The organism is Microcystis sp. M113S1 (genome assembly GCF_020246945.1).
Taxonomy (GTDB): domain Bacteria; phylum Cyanobacteriota; class Cyanobacteriia; order Cyanobacteriales; family Microcystaceae; genus Microcystis.
Genome location: NZ_JADBSA010000005.1, coordinates 1 through 16,108, shown reverse-complemented (window position 1 = coordinate 16,108; position 16,108 = coordinate 1). Strand labels below are relative to the sequence as shown.

Annotated in this window: 15 protein-coding genes, 1 tRNA gene and 1 other RNA gene; 7 read left to right on the top strand and 10 right to left on the bottom strand. The window is 43.0% G+C overall.

From position 1 onward, the window contains the following. Nucleotides 1-54: 54 nt before the first annotated feature. Both IM319_RS00285 and IM319_RS00280 read right to left on the bottom strand, forming a co-directional pair. Nucleotides 55-429: a putative quinol monooxygenase gene (locus tag IM319_RS00285; RefSeq protein ID WP_287684497.1), complete on the bottom strand. Its 375-nt coding sequence runs from the start codon at nucleotides 427-429 to the stop codon at nucleotides 55-57. A 101-nt stretch (nucleotides 430-530) separates the two neighbouring features. After that, a complete protein-coding gene (locus IM319_RS00280; RefSeq protein ID WP_287734212.1) occupies nucleotides 531-2,969 on the bottom strand; it encodes a glycosyltransferase family 39 protein in 2,439 nt (812 codons plus the stop codon). Nucleotides 2,970-3,105: 136 nt separating this feature from the next. Here IM319_RS00280 and zds point away from each other — a divergent pair, with 136 nt between their 5' ends. The 6 genes from zds (at nucleotide 3,106) to IM319_RS00250 (ending at nucleotide 9,562) form a co-directional block, all read left to right on the top strand. Beyond that, the gene (gene zds, locus IM319_RS00275; protein WP_287734211.1) at nucleotides 3,106-4,566 is read left to right on the top strand and encodes a 9,9'-di-cis-zeta-carotene desaturase; all 1,461 of its coding nucleotides are present in this window, start codon (nucleotides 3,106-3,108) and stop codon (nucleotides 4,564-4,566) included. Between the two features lie 171 nt (nucleotides 4,567-4,737). Then, the gene (locus tag IM319_RS00270; RefSeq protein WP_286824574.1) at nucleotides 4,738-5,433 is read left to right on the top strand and encodes an aldehyde oxygenase (deformylating); all 696 of its coding nucleotides are present in this window, start codon (nucleotides 4,738-4,740) and stop codon (nucleotides 5,431-5,433) included. A gap of 148 nt (nucleotides 5,434-5,581) precedes the next feature. After that, entirely contained in the window at nucleotides 5,582-6,601 is a 1,020-nt protein-coding gene (locus IM319_RS00265) for a long-chain acyl-[acyl-carrier-protein] reductase (RefSeq protein ID WP_287734210.1), read from the top strand. A 360-nt stretch (nucleotides 6,602-6,961) separates the two neighbouring features. After that, a complete protein-coding gene (locus IM319_RS00260) occupies nucleotides 6,962-8,098 on the top strand; it encodes a DUF58 domain-containing protein (RefSeq protein ID WP_287077804.1) in 1,137 nt (378 codons plus the stop codon). 86 nt (nucleotides 8,099-8,184) lie between these two features. Further along, nucleotides 8,185-8,281: signal recognition particle sRNA small type (gene ffs, locus IM319_RS00255), an RNA gene on the top strand. A 9-nt stretch (nucleotides 8,282-8,290) separates the two neighbouring features. Further along, a complete protein-coding gene (locus IM319_RS00250; protein WP_287734209.1) occupies nucleotides 8,291-9,562 on the top strand; it encodes an MFS transporter in 1,272 nt (423 codons plus the stop codon). A gap of 36 nt (nucleotides 9,563-9,598) precedes the next feature. Here IM319_RS00250 and IM319_RS00245 read toward each other — a convergent pair whose 3' ends face one another. From IM319_RS00245 to IM319_RS00225, 5 genes are all read right to left on the bottom strand, one after another. Beyond that, on the bottom strand, nucleotides 9,599-10,228 hold the full coding sequence (locus IM319_RS00245) for a DUF3782 domain-containing protein (protein WP_287734208.1): 630 nt from the start codon (nucleotides 10,226-10,228) through the stop codon (nucleotides 9,599-9,601). Nucleotides 10,229-10,341: 113 nt separating this feature from the next. Then, nucleotides 10,342-10,929 (bottom strand): DUF3782 domain-containing protein, encoded by a 588-nt coding sequence (locus tag IM319_RS00240; protein ID WP_287734207.1) that lies wholly within the window; start codon nucleotides 10,927-10,929, stop codon nucleotides 10,342-10,344. 137 nt (nucleotides 10,930-11,066) lie between these two features. Further along, on the bottom strand, nucleotides 11,067-11,921 hold the full coding sequence (gene purU / locus IM319_RS00235) for a formyltetrahydrofolate deformylase (protein WP_287684216.1): 855 nt from the start codon (nucleotides 11,919-11,921) through the stop codon (nucleotides 11,067-11,069). Between the two features lie 122 nt (nucleotides 11,922-12,043). After that, entirely contained in the window at nucleotides 12,044-12,619 is a 576-nt protein-coding gene (locus tag IM319_RS00230) for a (2Fe-2S) ferredoxin domain-containing protein (protein ID WP_287734206.1), read from the bottom strand. A gap of 44 nt (nucleotides 12,620-12,663) precedes the next feature. Next, complete coding sequence (locus tag IM319_RS00225; RefSeq protein ID WP_287734205.1) at nucleotides 12,664-12,906, bottom strand: Asr1405/Asl0597 family protein; 243 nt, start codon at nucleotides 12,904-12,906, stop codon at nucleotides 12,664-12,666. A gap of 231 nt (nucleotides 12,907-13,137) precedes the next feature. Between IM319_RS00225 and IM319_RS00220 the strand changes: the two genes are divergently transcribed. Then, complete coding sequence (locus IM319_RS00220; protein ID WP_287734204.1) at nucleotides 13,138-13,977, top strand: ACT domain-containing protein; 840 nt, start codon at nucleotides 13,138-13,140, stop codon at nucleotides 13,975-13,977. Between the two features lie 105 nt (nucleotides 13,978-14,082). On the opposite strand, the gene IM319_RS00215 is transcribed toward IM319_RS00220, so the two are convergent. The 3 genes from IM319_RS00215 to IM319_RS00205 all read right to left on the bottom strand — a co-directional run bounded on the left by IM319_RS00215 (nucleotide 14,083) and on the right by IM319_RS00205 (nucleotide 15,705). Beyond that, nucleotides 14,083-15,180 (bottom strand): AI-2E family transporter, encoded by a 1,098-nt coding sequence (locus tag IM319_RS00215; RefSeq protein WP_287734203.1) that lies wholly within the window; start codon nucleotides 15,178-15,180, stop codon nucleotides 14,083-14,085. A 131-nt stretch (nucleotides 15,181-15,311) separates the two neighbouring features. Then, nucleotides 15,312-15,384, bottom strand: a tRNA-Ala gene (locus IM319_RS00210). A 120-nt stretch (nucleotides 15,385-15,504) separates the two neighbouring features. Further along, entirely contained in the window at nucleotides 15,505-15,705 is a 201-nt protein-coding gene (locus tag IM319_RS00205) for a hypothetical protein (RefSeq protein ID WP_002796074.1), read from the bottom strand. Nucleotides 15,706-16,108 lie beyond the last annotated feature (403 nt).

Here is a 16,108-nt window from a genome sequence, read left to right as displayed (position 1 = left end):
GTTGCTTGAAGATGCCAGAATCTAGGGATAATGGAGTACAATTAGGCTAATTGATTAAGCTTCGCTGGTGCGGCGAATACCTTCGTCGAGAATGAAGAACTGAGGGTTAAGAGAAGCCAACGGCTCCCGCAGCTTTTCGATTTCGGAAGCGGGAGCGTGAACTTCTAGGCGAATAATCTTGGCGATTTTGAGAAGTTTGTCTAGCAATTCCCCGACGTTTTGCAGGTGAGCAAGAACTGCGGAAGCATCGACGTAACCCTCGCGGCAATGAACAATATTGCCGCTAAAGGAAAAAGCATAATGGATACAGCCATCTTCGGTGCGGGTTCTCTCAACGAACTTGAGTCCTAGTTCCTTAAACGCAGCAATTTTTCCTTCTTGTACTTCAAAGTAGGGTACGAGGGTACAGCAAGTATCGAGTTTGAACATCAGATTCTCCTTTTAGGTAGGTGGGTGGAATTAAATATAAGATGAACGTAGGTTGGGGTGAAGCCTTGTAAGCCTCCCTTTTCCCCATCTCCCACTCTATTTTAATTTGACTGCCATAATTGCCAAGCTTTAACGAGATTTCCCCCCATCAAGGCAGCCACTGCATTTAAAGTCTTAATTTCCTCACTATCGGGATTTAATTGTCTAGCTTTATCTAAGACTTTTTGGGCTGCTTGCGGTTGCCAATCGTAGAGATAAATAAAACCTTGATAAGCATAATGATAGGGATTATGGGGGTCAATTTTAATCATTTCCTCGGTGGCTTTTATTGCCCCTGCCACATCCTGTTGTAGTACCTTAGAAATTGCTAATCCGTAGGCTAAAGATAATTTATCGGGGGGATTTTGTTGCTGTAAACGATAGGAAAAAGCCTTGTCTGCTTGCAGCACATAATCCTGAATAGAATCGTATTGATTGATACGATTAGTTAACTCAAAAATTGGTTCAATACCCTTTAATCCTTGACCAATATTAGCAGACTTTAAGCGCAATTGGGTCACTAAATCTAATTCGGGCGTTGCTAACTTGGAGACTTGAGGCTCGATGGTAATTTGAGCATTAGTTTTAATCGGATAGGTTTCCCCGGTTTCCCGATTGAGATAGACAGCAGATAAGCGATAAACTCCGGGGGTTGCTGCCGACTGCATGGCGGTTTTTTCAGTAACTTCAAAACCCTTTTGTTGCTCTTCTGGAGTTAATTTTTCTGCCATTAATTCCCCCATAGCAATAGCGTGATCGTGCATCCAATAATCCTTACCGTTCACTTCTTGCCAGGTTAAAATCACTATCCCTGACTTTAATTGTTGCCAGTCTCCTGCCCATTTGTAAACCACGGGAATGGGTTGATTAGGAGAAGCTTTTTCGGCAATGGCAATCTCTCTTAATTCCACCTGTTTTGGCGCAGTTTCAAGGGGTTTAACCGTGACGGAGGGGTCTATTTTACGGTGTAGGGAAAGGGTACTATCATCCGGTAGCTGCCAAGTTTTCTCCACTTGGAAATCTGGCCCGGTGGCGACTCGATTAACAATTTTTTTCTGGACATCGGGGACAGAACCCTGTTCACCAGTTTTAGTTAAAAACCAATCTAAAGAATTGACATCCTTTTCGATATCTTCTTCCCGAACTCCCACCTGTCTGCCGGCAACCTGTGAATTATTTTTACCACCGTAGAAAGAGAAAGTATGTTGATTTAATTCGGGGGTGGAAGGTAAAACCCCTAGAGTGCTGCGAAGATAGGGAGAATCGGCTAGAATCTCTTTAACTACTTCTTCCTGTTGCCAGCCGGTTTTTAAATAGGGATGGTGTTGTAATTCGGGACTGAAAACGTTAGTAATTAGCTCTCCCCCCAAGGGGAATAAATTTAAGCTGGTGAGCATAGCGGCAATAGTTATCGTTCCCCAACGGATACTGGGGGCAAAACGACCGCGCCAAGATAATAAACCAACGGATAAAATTAAGGATAAAGTCGGTAAAAGCGGCAAGATATAACGAGCATCTTTATTGATATTGAGGGATGATAATAGATATCCCCCCAGCAGAAAAACTCCTAACCAAATCCACACAGGACGATTAACCTTATCTTCGGTTTTTCTATGACGTAAGGAGATTAATAATCCCACCAGGGGAACTAATAACAACACCCAAGAAAGAAAATAGGGTAAAACTTGGGCGTAAAATGTCCAGGCATCAGGACTGGTAAGAGGGGGATCTCCCTCCAAAATCGCCGAATCTACCGTGGCACGTTTGCCCGCAGTTAACATTAATAACCAATTCGTCCGATACCAGGGAAACATTAACAATGCTGCCGTGAGAAAACTGAGCATTAATTGCGCTAGATTACCCCAACGTTTTCGCCGGAGATTTTCGCCCAATACCCACAAAATCGGTAAAAAGAGGAAAAATAGGGCGGTTTGTTTGACTAACATCCCCAAACCGAAAGAAATCCCGAAAGCGATCGCTTTTAGCCAGCCTTGACCACTAAATCGCCACCATGTCAAGCAGAAGTAAGAAAACGTTACAATTGCCGCTAAGGGAAAATCTAAGAGATATTCGAGGCGATAATAGTATAAACCCGGGAGAAATTGACAGATTAAGACCGCCCATAAAGCCACAGTCCCATTAAAGAGGATAATTCCCAATCCGTACACAGAAAAGAGCAGTAGGGCGCTATAGATAGCCATTACCCACATACCCGCGTCAAGACTAATACCAAAGAGATTAAAGAAGGGAATCGTTAAAAGATAGGTTAAAGGGGGAATTTTCGGGGACATTAGCCATAAACTGCGCCACCAATCCCCGTCAAACCAGCGCGGATTTTGGAAAGCTTGGGTATAGATAATCCCACCGTTGAGATAATCGGCCTGATCCCAAGCAGGAATGGTATGATCGAGACTAAACCAGAATCTATCGACTAATATCCCCAATATCCAAATAATAGTGACAATAATTAATCCCTGTCTCCCATCTAGCGATCGCTTCAAAATGACTTCTCCCTAGTGCAACTCTCAATTATTCTGCCACGCTCTCAAGTGACCCTGAAAAAATCGCCAGCGAGAAACAACAGATCGATCGGGTAAAATAAAGATTTAGTGAAAAATTGTAACAGGAACTTGACAAATGCGAGTGGTGATCGTTGGTGCAGGATTAGCGGGAATGGCAACAGCTATCGATCTGGTCGATGCGGGCTGTACAGTAGAAATCTTAGAATCTCGTCCCTTTGTCGGGGGAAAAGTCGGTAGTTGGGTAGATGCGGACGGTAATCACATCGAGATGGGCTTGCACGTCTTTTTTGGTTGTTACTATAATCTTTTTGAGTTAATGAAAAAAGTGGGCGCTTTTCAATCCCTACTGCTCAAAGAACACACCCACACTTTTATCAACGAAGGGGGAAAAATCGGCGAATTAGACTTCCGTTTCGCCGCAGGTGCGCCTTTTAACGGTTTAAAAGCCTTTTTTACCTCCTCCCAACTCTCAGCAGCCGATAAAATCTTTAATTCTCTGGCATTAGGTACAAGTCCCATCGTCCGCGGTCTGATAGACTTTCAAGGAGCGATGAAAACGATTCGGGATCTGGACTCGATTAGCTTTGCCGATTGGTTTCGTAGCCATGGCGGTAATGAAGGCAGTTTAAAAAAAATGTGGAATCCGATCGCCTATGCGTTAGGATTTATCGATACGGAAAATATCTCAGCCCGTTGTATGCTGACGATTTTCCAATTTTTTGCCGCTAAAACCGAAGCTTCCGTCCTGCGGATGTTGGAAGGTTCCCCCCACGAATACCTACATAAACCGATTATTAACTATCTGGAAGCCCGGGACACCAAAATCTCTACCCGTCGTCAAGTGCGGGAAATTCTCTATTCTGGAGAGGGCGAAAATCTGCAAGTTAATGGCATGATCGTCGCTAACGGAGAAACCACAGAAACTATCACCGCAGATGCCTATGTTTGCGCTGGTGATGTCCCCGGTATTCAGCGTCTTATTCCCCAAGATTGGCGAAAAATGCCGATTTTTGACAATATTTTCCGACTAGAAGCCGTCCCCGTCGCTACGGTACAATTGCGTTTTGACGGTTGGGTGACGGAATTAAATGATGCCGAAAAACGGCGACAACTGCAAAAAGCGGTGGGAATTGACAATCTTTTGTACACCCACCAAGCGGATTTTTCCTGTTTTGCAGATCTTGCTCTCACCAGTCCTAGGGATTATTATCGCCCCGGAGAAGGTTCTTTATTACAGTTAGTTTTAACCCCCGGGGATCCTTTTATTAAAGCTAAAAATGAAGATATCGCCCAGCACGTTTTAGCGCAAGTCCATCAGTTATTTCCCTCCTCGCGGGAGTTAAATATGACTTGGTTTAGTGTGGTGAAATTAGCACAAAGTCTCTATCGGGAAGCACCGGGGATGGATGTCTATCGTCCCTCGCAAGCGACTCCTATTGCTAACTTTTTCCTTGCCGGTAGTTATACCCAACAGGATTACATTGATAGCATGGAAGGAGCCACTTTATCGGGTAAACAGGCAGCCAAAGCGATCTTACAACAGGCCGAGCGCTGGAAATCTTTAGCCACGGTTTGAGCAAACAGCCAGCAATCTCCTCTCTTGAGAAGGGATTGCCTCTCAGGGCAAGCTATACAAAAAAGACCGATCGAGCTAGACTCGTAAAAAGATAACTCCATCTAGAAAGCTTACCCTAGACTGGAAAGAACGTCGGAAAAATCTCGTCAGAAATAGGAGTCAATCGAGTTTATGCCAGAGCTTGCTGTACCATTAGAGCTTGATTTCACTAGCGAAACCTATAAATCAGCCTATAGTCGCATTAATGCCATCGTTATTGAAGGCGAATACGAGGCCAATAGCAATTATATTCAATTAGCAGACATCCTCGCCGATAACAAAGAAGAGTTACACCGTTTGGCAAAAATGGAAAACCGTCACATGAAAGGTTTTCAAGCTTGCGGCCAAAATTTGAAAATCACTCCTGATATGGATTATGCCAAAGAATTCTTTTCCTCTCTGCACAATAACTTCCAAATTGCCTACGCAGAAGGTAAAATCGTTACCTGTTTATTGATCCAATCTTTGATTATCGAAGCTTTTGCGATCGCTGCCTATAATATTTATATTCCTGTTGCTGATCCTTTTGCCCGTAAAATTACTGAAGGCGTAGTTAAAGACGAATATTTACATCTCAATTTTGGCGAAGAATGGCTAAAAGCGAACTTTGAAACCGCTAAAGAGGAATTAGAAGCCGCAAATCGCGCTAATCTGCCCATTGTCTGGAGAATGCTCAATCAAGTCGAGGATGATGCTCGCGTCCTCGGTATGGAAAAAGAGGCCCTCGTGGAAGACTTTATGATTAGCTACGGGGAAGCTTTAAGCAATATTGGTTTCAGCACCCGTGATATTATGCGAATGTCTGCCTACGGATTAACTGCCGTCTAAAGCTTGCGCGTCTAGATTTCTTTTTTTCGCCCTGCTGCCGCTCAACACAGAGCGGCGCTTTTGTGTAATATATTTAAGAGTCTTAACGATTTCTTAGCAATATCCTAATTTTTATCTAGTGCCATCTAGTCTAACGAAAGAACAATCAATGTTTGGTCTTATAGGTCATCTTACCAGTTTAGAACACGCCCAATCGGTCGCCGACGATCTAGGTTATCCTGAATATGCTAACCAGGGATTAGATTTTTGGTGTGCTGCCCCCCCGCAAATTGTCGATGATTTTCATGTCACCAGCATCACGGGGCAAACCATCAGAGGCAAATATATCGAATCCTGTTTTTTACCGGAGATGTTGTCGAATCGTTGGGTAAAGTCTGCTATTCGTAAGGTGCTAAATGCCATGGCACTCGCTCAAAAAAGTGATATCAACATCACCGCACTCGGTGGTTTTTCTTCAATTATTTTCGAGGAATTTAATCTCAAAGATAATCGACAGGTGCGGAATATCGAGCTAGATTTTGGCCGTTTTACCACCGGTAACACCCACACCGCTTACGTCATCTGCACTCAGGTGGAAACCCTCGCTGAAAAAATGGGCATCGATTTAGCTCAATCTACCGTTGTGGTTTGCGGGGCAACCGGAGATATCGGCAGCGCCGTTTGTCGTTGGTTAAATGAAAAAACTGATACAAAAGAACTAATTTATGTGGCACGCAATCAAGAGCGTTTACAATCTCTCCAAGAGGAGTTAGCACGCGGTAAAATTCTCCCCCTAGAGGAGGCTTTACCCCTTGCTGATATCATTGTTTGGGTGGCTAGTATGCCTAAAGGGGTGGAAATTGATCTAGATAAACTCAAGCGCCCCTGCATTATTATTGATGGTGGTTATCCGAAAAATTTAGGCATGGTATTAAATGCCCCCGATATTTCGGTGATTAAGGGCGGCATTGTCGAGCATTCCCTCGATATTGACTGGAAAATTATGAAAATCGTCAATATGGATATTCCCTCTCGTCAAATGTTTGCCTGTTTTGCTGAGGCGATTTTATTAGAGTTGGAGGGTTGGCAAACTAATTTTTCCTGGGGACGCAATCAAATTACCGTCCCTAAAATGGAACAAATCGGCGCAGCTTCCCGCAAACACGGTTTTCAACCTTTGTTATTTTAACTAATATCCCCAACCCCCCACCGACCACGGAATTAGAAGTTTCAGGCGACAAATAATTAGGAGTGAGCGCTTGACTTTGGCGGCGGCTTGGGTTATAATTGTCTTATAATGGGATGGTCGTGTTAAAATTTGAATACTCAGACTACCATTATGAATAAACTCTTTTAAAAATATTATCCCAAAATCTGCCGACAAAAGCAAGCAAAATTTTGCCATCAATTGTTAAGTTTTGTTAAGAAAAATAACAATAGTGGCAAGGGATAGGACTCCCTTCGCTGATCAGAGGGCTTTTGGGGGAATTATAGAGATGTGGGCCTGATTTTTAGCTTTCTAGCAAAGACGACAAAACCACTAAACTCTATGAAAACTTGGTTAGAAGAACGCGGTATTTTACCCGCTTACGGTGGTGGGGTAATCATTGGCATTACCCTCTGTTTTTTCGGAGCTGCGACCAATACCATGGCGGGATGGTTGTATGCTATCTGTGGCACGACGAGCGCTGTTTTAATTTTATCGATAATTTTACCCCGTCGTTCCCTTCTTCCCCTGAAAGTGCGTCGTCTTGCCATTGTACCCGTGAGTGCGGGAGACGATCTTAGTATTAGCCTAGAAATAGAAAATACGAGCAATCAGCCGATAAATCTGTTAGAAGTGACAGATATCCTGCCTATAGTTCTCGATCAGCCAAAAATAACCCCAATAGAAGCGATTGCCTCCAAAAGTTGCCATCGTTGGACTTATTATTTACCCACCAGCAAACGGGGTGTTTATCAATGGCAAGAAGTACAATTAAGAACAGCAGCCCCTCTCGGTTTATTTTGGTGTCGTCGTTGTCATCAAGCAGCGGCTAAAGCTTTAGTTTATCCCCAAATTTTACCCTTACAACAATGTCCCCTGATCGATTCCCTCGGTCAAGAGATGGAACAAAAATTAGAAAATAATCGCTATTATCAAAGGGCTAATCAAGGACTTACCCGTAACCTGAGACAATATCGCTACGGTGATTCTACCCGTTTAATTCACTGGAAAACTAGCGCCCGTTTGGGAGAATTTCAAATTCGGGAATTAGAAGTGTTAACGGGAGGACAGGAAGTGATTATCTGTCTCGATACCCTCTGTGATTGGCAAGAAGACAGTTTTGAACGGGCGATTATTGCCGCTGCTTCCCTCTATTTTTATGCCCATCGTCGGCAATTAAATGTGAAACTCTGGACGGGTGAAACGGGTTTAATTCAGGGGGAGAGGAGCATTTTAGAAACTTTAGCTGGTATAGAGGCAAAAGCTAGTCAAAAAAATGCTAATCTGCCTAATTTACCTGTAATTTGGTTGACAAGTAACTTCAATTCCATCGAACAACTCACCCCCGGCAGCCGTTGGTTATTTTTCCTCGCTGCCGATTCTAGGGAGAGTCCTTCACTCTTAGTCCGACAGTTTAGCGGATTGGCGATCGAACCGGAAACTTCTCTACAACAACAATTGCAAAAACCCCCTCGTTGAGGAAATTTCCGTTCACAGTCTAGATTGAGAGGAGATTCTCCGGAAAAAAATGCCCGTATCCCCGAAAAAGATGTTATGATAAAAAAGACTCGGACTCATGCGATCGCAACGCCTTAACCTTGTCAGGACCGGAAGGTAGCAGCAATACGGGATGCTTGTGACTGGCGTGATCTCCGGGTCTTTTTGTTGCCTGTGACGGTCGCTGTTGTGAACGCTTTCAAAACTTTTCGATCGGTTACTGCCGAGACGCGTCGTCAACTACTCTTCCTCTTCGTCACGGCGCTGTTTTTCTGGACAAGTATCACCACTCTTGTCCCCACTCTCCCCACCTATATTAAATCCCTAGGCGGTAGCAAACAAGATATCGGTTTTGTCATGGGGGCCTTTGCCATCGGTTTAATTTTATCGCGCAGTTGGTTAGGCAATTTAGTCGATCGCCGCAGTCGCAAATTAGTGGTTTTATTTGGAACTATTGTCGCCGCTACCGCACCCCTCGGTTATCTATTTTTTCGCGATCTTTCCTCTTTATTCGTCGTTCGCGCCTACCATGGTCTCAGTATCGCCGCTTTTACCACCGGTTACAGTACCCTAGTGGTGGATTTTTCGCCGGTTCGTCAACGGGGAGAGATAATTGGTTATATGAGCTTAACTGCACCCATAGGCATGGGAATTGGTCCAGCTTTAGGCAGTTATCTCTACGAATCGATCGGTTATAACGGTTTATTTCTAGTTTCCGCCGCTTCAGGAGCGATCACCTTTCTCTTGGGTTTCTCCATTCAAGAACCAGACTTCAAGAAAAAATTAGCCCAAATGAAGGCAGAAAATCAGACAATTGAGCGCAGTTTTTGGGCATTATGTCAAGAGCGGGCTTTTTTAGTCCCTACCTTAGTTTTTCTATTGGTCGGTACTTTATTCGGCGGTTTAGTCGCTTTTTTACCCCTGTTTCTCCTCGAAAATCAGATCCCTTTCAGTGCCGGTCTATTCTACAGTTATGCGGCACTATCGGGCGTAATCGGACGGATTTTGTCGGGAGGAGCCAGTGATCGCTATGGACGGGGTTTATTCATCACTATTAGCGTTTTTTGCTATGGTTTATCCATGTTGGTTCTATCTTCTGCCCGATCTTCCTCCGCTTTAATTTTAGCCGCTATCCTCGAAGGTACGGGAGGGGGGATTTTATTCCCTATGTTACTGGCTTTAATCTCCGATCGCTCTGGGCCCCAAGAACGCGGCCGGGCCTATTCTATCTGTATCGGCGGTTTTGATGTGGGAACAGCCTTAGCCGGTCCAATTCTGGGGGTTTTAGCAATTTCCTACGAAACTATGTTTAGTTTATCGTCAGGATTAGCTATTATTGCTCTCTTTCTCTTTTTTACTCTCTCTAACCCCACTATACGCCATTCTTTTCTCTTCGCTTTCGGTTTAGAAAAAGATCGTTATGCTCTGCGCGGACAATTACAATAAAGCTTACTGAAAAAGTTTTTCCTAGGGCAGGGTTATTTAATAAGTTTGAGCTTGAAAATTATCGGGAATATCTAATTCAAATACTTGGTCATGAATCCGAGCCACATAAAGCCCTTCTTGCAGAATTTTTTCCCGTAATTCCGGGGATAAATCAACGGCTGCTAATATGCCATAGAGTTTTTTATCTTTGTGTTCAGGAAAAAAGCGGCGAAACCGTGGCAAAATACTTTTTAATTGAGTAATATCTTCCTGTCTAGCATGACTTTTAACCTCAACGATATAAGCAGTATTTAGCTCACCATTGGTATAGGCAAGAACATCAATTTCTAGGTGTTGTCCTTCTTTACTGACTCGGACACTGGGACTGATAACTTCCATACCAAAGCGTTGTCTGAGAATTGTTTCCATTGAAGGAAGGGCAAGTCCTTCGGTAAAGCTGCCGAATTTGGCACCAAGTCCCCCAATTTGTTTGCCCAGATCTTTGAGTTGTTTGTCAGTTTTCTTCTGTTGTTGGGCGTTTTCCTTCTGTTGTTGACTAACTTCCTTCAATAGTAGTTCAGTCTCCTTCTGTTGTTGACTAACTTCCTTGAGTTGTCGGTCAGTTTCTTTTTGAGCGGCAGTTAATTCGGCTAAGAGTCGCCATACGTCTTCGGATGTAGTTGCCATAGATAATTTTTTCTCTCTGATTTGGTCTATTACTATTTTACTAAATTTTGCCGATTCATGAAGAAGAGAGTGTTTCTGCCTTTGGGGAAGATATAGCGATCACATCTAAATTTTTAATAGGTTTGAGGTGGAAAATTATCGGGAATATCTAATTCAAATACTTGGTCATGAATCCGAGCCACATAAAGCCCTTCTTGCAGAATTTTTTCCCGTAATTCCGGGGATAAATCAACCGCTGCTAATATACCATAGAGTTTTTTATCTTTGTGTTCAGGAAAAAAGCGGCGAAACCGTTGCAAAATACTTTTTAATTGAGTAATATCTTCCTGTCTAGCATGACTTTTAACCTCAACGATATAAGCAGTATTTAGCTCACCATTGGTATAGGCAAGAACATCAATTTCTAGGTGTTGTCCTTCTTTACTGGCGCGCACACTGGGACTGATAACTTCCATACCAAAGCGTTGTCTGAGAATTGTTTCCATTGAGGGAAGGGCAAGTCCTTCGGTAAAGCTGCCGAATTTGGCACCGAGTCCCCCAATTTGTTTGCCCAGTTCTTTGAGTTGTTTGTCAGTTTCCTTTAGTTGTTGGGCGTTTTCCTTCTGTTGTTGACTGACTTCCTTGAGTTGTTTGTCAGTTTCTTTTTGAGCGGCAGTTAATTCGGCTAAGAGTCGCCATACGTCTTCGGATGTAGTTGCCATAGATAATTTTTTCCTTCTGATCTGGTCTATTGCTATTTTAGTCAATCGCGCCGATACTTCCTAATTTTTAGCCTTCAATGCTCTCTTTTTTGTCAAGTACATCTTATCCCATTTTAGATGAGCTTACCCTAGCAACCTTAAGCGAACACTACCGTGCGATTAGCGTAAACCAAAACGCGATTTTGCAAGTGTAAACGTACCGCTCGCGCTAACACCACCCTTTCTAAATCCTTACCTTGACGAATTAAATCTCCTACGGTATCGCGATGGCTAACTCTGACCACATCCTGCTCGATAATTGGCCCCTGATCGAGATCGGCAGTGATATAATGGGCGGTGGCTCCAATAATTTTTACCCCTCGATCGTAGGCCCGTTGATAGGGATTAGCTCCGGCAAAAGCCGGTAAAAAAGAATGATGAATATTGATAATATTGGGGAAAAAGTTAATAAAATCTGGAGTGAGAACCTGCATATATTTAGCTAAAATCACTAAATCTATCTGGTATTCCCGCAGTAACTCTAATTGTCTGGCTTCCTGTTCAATCTTGGTTTCGGCGGTAATGGGAATATGATAAAACTCAATACCGAATTGATTGGCAACTGAGTGTAATTCTGGATGATTGCTAATAATTAAAGTAATTTCTGCCCTAATTTCTCCCCCGTGTTGTCGCCATAATAAATCGAGGAGACAATGATCCTGTTTTGTCACCCAAATAGCTAGACGCGGGACAGTATCGGAAAAATGTAAGGACCAACTAGCCTGCAAAGGTTTGGCAATAGCGGCGAAAGCTGGTTCGATCATCGCACGGGACAAATTAAACCCCTCTAATTGCCATTCTATCCGCATCAGAAACAATCCCGCCGAAAAATCCGTGTGTTGGTCAGCGTGGATAATATTGCCGCCATTAGCGTAGATAAAATTAGCGATTTTCGCCACCAGACCAATCTGGTCGGGACAAGAAATTAACAAGGTTGCAGTGGTACCAGTCATAAATTATCGGTGGCAAGAATTGACTTTTTCTATCCCCTAATTGATTACAATTTCAGGCACTTCGTCCCTTTGATGCACAAAAAAGAGCATTTGTCAATAGCGATCGCCAATTAAATTGCCAGTTAAACTGATAGGCTATTCCCTTGCTTGGCAGTGGCAAAATGCCGCTCGATCAGGGAGGGGACATCTTGGGGAGCTACCTGATTATAATGCTTTTTATCGGGCATAACCACCAGATTCGGCCCTTTTTTGCACTGTTTTAAACAGCCGGTTAATTTAATATTCACCGCTTCTCCCAGTCCTTTTTCCTCTAAATCACTCTCTAACCTTTGGCAGACTCTCGCACCGCCATTTTTCCAACAATCGGACTTCTGACAGATTAAGACGGTGGCTTTTTGCGCTTTTACTGGAGCCACTTCTGGGGTTTTTTCGCCAGATAAATGCTCGATCCCTAGTACCCTAAGTTTTAATTTTCCCTTTTTTGAACAAAGACTACTTTCTCCCGTCACTTTTAGCCATGAGTGGAGAGCAATATTGAGAGGTATGTGGTCTCGCAGTGTTTTTTCGGGCTTAAACCAATATTCTCGTTTATCAACACTGATTCTCAGGTATTTTACCTTATATCCGTCCTTGAGGACAAAACCGAGGAATTGACCGACCACTTGAAAGGGAACCATGGTAGTTGTAGATTTTGACATACTTTCTCACTTTTTACTCTCAGATTGCTAATTTTTCTCAAGGATTATGCCTGCCAATAGGGTTCCAGCCAACCGATTAAAGAGCCTCGGCAAGTCTCTAGCTGCCGCAGGACAATCCACAGCTGTAAAAGTTGAGCCTGTCTAGCGATGCGAACCTGTAAAGGCTGATGGAGCAAGCATTTACATTCAATGTTCAGGGACGGCAGCTGGTGGTAAACCTGCCAGCGATCCCAAGCACTAAGAGGGAAGATTTTCTCTCCTTCCGATGGCAATTTGTCTATACTCATGGGGCTTTTAATTGAGAAATATTATTAATATAACTCTAGGCTGATGTTCTCAGTATAGCTGACACCTGCAAATAATTATCAATAACCTGAAGAAAAAAAGTTACTCGGTAGCGGCGATCGGCTAAAATCTTGCTATTGTTGGCTGGTGCGCTTTGCCGATCCCGGAATCGCTACCGCCTAGAATTGTCAAAGGGATAAAAATGGAGATAACAAGATTTATTGAGGAAAATTATGGATAAAAAAGCTCAAAAAAACGGTAATTCCGCAATTCTCTATTTTGATGGTGGTTCTCGCGGCAATCCGGGGAGAGCAGCCGGTGCAGCGGTAATAGTTTTAGCCGAAGGCAATTCCTTGACTACGACTAGATATATGGAGAGAGCCACTAATAACGAGGCTGAATACACGGGATTGATTATTGGATTGGAAAAAGCCCAAGAATTAGGCTTAAAAAGCCTAGAAATTCGCGGAGACAGTCAATTAGTCATCAATCAAGTTAAGGGAGACTGGAAGGTAAAAAGCGATAGTTTACGTCCCTTTTATCAGCGTGCTTGTCAATTAGTTGCCCGATTCGATCGCATTAGCTGGTGCTGGATTGAACGAGCTAAAAATAGTTTGGCTGACGCTGCTGCCAATCATTGTCTGGATGCGGCGAAAAAATCGCCAGAAAAACCAAAGGAAGGCGAAACTAATCTCGATATTCTGCTCCAATCCTTGAAACCAGTCCTAAATACCGAAGAATTCGTTTTTTCTTCCCTAACAGCAACAGGACTAGAACAGCTACAATTAACTCCTATCTGCCAATTTCAGGAAGAGGAAGGCCTAACGGTGATTATTCCCCGTCAGCAAGCCGATCGCACGGGCTTACAGTACAAATATATTTATAGACAAATTACTCTTTCTGTGCATTCCAGTTTAGCAGCTGTGGGATTTTTAGCGGTGATTAGCGAGAAACTGGCCGAAGCGGCAATTAGCGTCAATGTCATTTCCGGTTATTATCACGATCATTTATTTATCCCTAGGGATAGGGTGACAGAAGCGATGGCTATTCTCGAAGAAATTAGCCGCTCATAACAGTTATCAGTTATCAGTTATCAGTTATCAGTTAGCAGATGTGAGTTTTCAATTCACTCATTACTGTTTACTGTTTACTGTTCACTGAAAAAACAGGATTTAGGATTATTTGCCCTCCTCTGAGGAATTTTTCACCGTTTCTTCTAGGAGAACTACCGGTTCTTTTTCCCGCTGCTGCGAGCGGATGATATCGATGGTACTTTTCAGCACACTAGCGATGGGAACTGCTATCAATAAACCGAGAATTCCTGCCACTTTGCCCCCGATAAAAAGAGATAAAATAATCCAGACGGGATTAAGTCCGATCATACCTCCCATTAACCGCGGGGCGATGACATTATCATTAATTTGACCCACAATAATGGTCAGGGTCAAAACTCTTAGCCCTAGCCAAAAATCTTGAAACATCAGTAGGGTACTAATGCCAATAATGGTAAAGGCACTGGCAAAAGGAATTAATGTAGTTAGACCGATCGCCACCCCGAATAATAGGGCATAATCGACCTTGAGAATCACAAAAACAAAAATTTGAGCAAGGCTGAGAATTCCCGCTAAAATGGTTTGACCAGCAAAATAGGTCTCAAAAGTTTGACGAATAATCGTTCTTAATTTGAAATTCCAGGGAGCAGGAATCCAGCTAAAAATTCCCTCCCAAATTTGTTCGCCATAGAGAACAAGAAAGACAGTTAGAACCAGAACAAATAGAATGTTTAAGATACTGTTGATAGTTCCCAGCACAAAGCTCAGTAATTGAGTGCTAAGAGTTTGTAAAACATTGGTTAGTCGTTCCGATAACTGGGTGATTGATTGCTCGATATAAATCGCATATTTCTGAGTTTTATCCCACTTTTCTAAATTTTGTATCTGTTCGGTTCCCGACTCGATCCACTGGGGCAAACTATTGATTAAACTGCTTAATTGTTCGACAATCTGGGGAATTAAAATTAAACCTAAAACAATCAAAATTAATAGGGCAATTAAAAAGACAATAGCGATCGAACCACTGCGATTAACCCCGCGTCTTTGCAGCAGTTTGATGGGAACATCTAAGACAAAAGCTAGTAAACTAGCAGTGACAAAAATACTGACTAAGGGTTCTAGGTAGCTAAATAATTGGAATAATAACCAACCATTGAGAAATAAGAGCGGAAAAACTAGACTTAGCCGCAACCAACGAGGTAGTTGCTTAAAAAGCTCTATCATATAACTAATTTTGTCCTGAGAGAGTATCGAGGTAAAAAGAGACTTTCCTAACTAGAAATCCTCTTTCAATCTACCATCTCCTCGCTACTTTTCTGGCCTCCAGTAACCCTGAAACCCTTATCTTAACTGTATGGAGCTAAGCGGATTCGAACCGCTGACCCCCTCAATGCCATTGAGGTGCTCTACCAACTGAGCTATAACCCCTTGAAGACCATTTTTGAATATAGCTTAAATAGAATTATTTTGTCAAGGGGTGACGAGAAAAAAAATTTGTCACTCCAAAGGCGATCGCTGATAAGACAAGGGTGAAACAATCGCCCCCATTTAGACAGGAGCCGGAATTTGGGTTAAATAGGTTAAACAGTGACCCATGAGGAAATAAACTACTAACATAGCCGCTGCCGCTGCTGCCACTAAGGTTCCTGCCAGCATCAAGGAAAACTCTTGCTTGTCGAACGCTTGCTGCATCAGATGCAATGACCAAGCCACAAGACCGAGGTCAAAGATGAGAATCGGAACTAACATATTTTAAATTTTGTTAACTTTCATCTATTCTAATACATAATTTTCCCCAGGGATAATCGGACGGAAGTTAAAAACAGGGATTTTTTGCCGGTTTCTCGATCACGGCTGTCAGTCGTCAGCCATTAGCTTTCAGTATTGACATCCTCGCCGCCGTAAAACGGACGGCGATTCCTCACCACGCCACTTTTTTAGGGTGGTCGCGTCAACGGGGTTGACGCAGATAGCGAAAAACGCTTAATTGCTTAAGTCTGACACTTTCGACCCGTCCATTTTGAGTGTCCGAATGCCCTCCGGCCACTTTGAACAAGTCGAAAAAATCTCATGTTCAACCTTATTTCCTAGAAAGTTTTACTCGTTCAAGGCCGAATTTGAAGTCTTTTCTGAACGAAACCCCCTACTATCT